The sequence below is a fragment of the Corynebacterium sp. Marseille-P3884 genome (genome assembly GCF_017942225.1).
Taxonomy (GTDB): domain Bacteria; phylum Actinomycetota; class Actinomycetes; order Mycobacteriales; family Mycobacteriaceae; genus Corynebacterium.
Genome location: NZ_JAGKSD010000031.1, coordinates 1 through 1,442 on the forward strand (window position 1 = coordinate 1; position 1,442 = coordinate 1,442).

The window sequence follows — 1,442 nt, forward strand, 5'->3', positions numbered from 1 at the left end:
GGAGAGTGTCCGATTGTTTGTGTGCGGGGGCTTGGTTTACAAGTAGTCCGCGAATCGGTCAGGGTAAGCCACGGCTAGTTGGTTGATGGCTTGTTTCCATCCGGTGGCTTTCGCTCCTTCAATATAGCCGTTGCTTTCGATGTCGCGTTTCGCTTTCTTGGCTCGCTGGGCAGCGCGCTTGTCCTCGATATTGCAGATCATCAGCCACAGCGTCTTCAGCGCCGCAGTATCGTTCGGGAATTGGCCCCGGTTACGGGTAGCTTTACGTAGTTCAGCGTTGAGTGATTCGATCGAGTTGGTGGTGTAGAGCACCCGGCGTGCCGCCGGCGGGAACTGCAGAAACGGTATGAACCGCTCCCACGCGTCGCGCCAGACTTTGACCGACTGCGGATATTTTTGGCCCAATTCTGAGGCCTCGAAAGCATCTAATCCGGCACGGGCGGTGTCCTCGTTTGCGGCTGTGTAGACCTCACGCAGCGCCCGGGAGACAGATTTGCGGTCCTGGTAGGACACCCACCGGTTCGCAGCCCGAATCAGGTGCACGATGCAGGTCTGCACCATGGAATTTGGCCAGGTTGCCTCCACGGCTTCCGGCAGGCCTTTCAGCCCGTCGCAACAGACGATGAACACGTCCTGGACACCGCGGTTGGCCAGATCCGCGCACACCGATGCCCAGAATGCGGCGCCTTCATTGTCAGCGATCCACAATCCCAAGATGTGCTTGATGCCGTCGATGTCGATGCCAACAGCCATGTAGCAGGCTTTGTTGACCACGCGGTGACCGTCACGGATTTTCACGCGGAGCGCGTCGAGGAAGATCACCGGGTAAAACTCGTCGAGCTGGCGGTTCTGCCAGATCATGACCTCGTCTAACACCGCATCGGTAATCGTGCTGATCGTATCCGGGCTCACATCCACCCCAAGCGTGGTCGCAAGGTGGTGCTGAATATCGCGCACCGTCATCCCACCGGCATACAGCGAGACGATCATGTCGTCGAGCTCTGTCAGCCGGCGTGCTCCCTTGGGCACCATCTTCGGGGTAAACGTGCCAGCACGATCCCTGGGCACGGTCACGTCCAGCGCGCCATAGCCAGAATTGACGGTCTTGGTGTACGACCCGTTGCGGTGATTGCCGCCGTGTGTGGGTTCAACCTGGGCTTTGGTTTTACGGTCGGAATGTCCGTAGCCCAAATGCGCATCCATTTCCGCCTGCAGACCAGCGTTGATCGATGCCTGCAACAGGCCTTTGACCAGGTCGCTGGCATCATCAGCCGACGTTGACAGCTCGCTGATCAAGCTGGCGAGCTCAGGATTTTCCATCAGCTTCTCGCTGATCTCGTTGACCCTCGCCGGGTCATGGCTTTTCTTCGGTGACACCGTAGTCATTATCGGTGAAACTCCTTCTAGATCAGAGCCTCACACACAAACTTCCTGACACTCCC

General features: G+C 58.1%; 1 protein-coding gene. It reads right to left on the bottom strand.

Annotation, left to right across the window (positions count from 1 at the left end; translation table 11 throughout):
* Positions 1-36: 36 nt before the first annotated feature.
* Positions 37-1,386, bottom strand: coding sequence for an IS256 family transposase (locus J5Y21_RS11580; RefSeq protein ID WP_210576094.1), 1,350 nt, complete (start codon positions 1,384-1,386; stop codon positions 37-39).
* Between the last annotated feature and the right edge of the window lie 56 nt (positions 1,387-1,442).

Excerpts from the sequence above, each read along its gene's own strand:
- J5Y21_RS11580 (WP_210576094.1), bottom strand. The coding sequence starts at position 1,386 with ATGACTACGGTGTCACCGAAGAAAAGCCATGACCCGGCGAGGGTCAAC.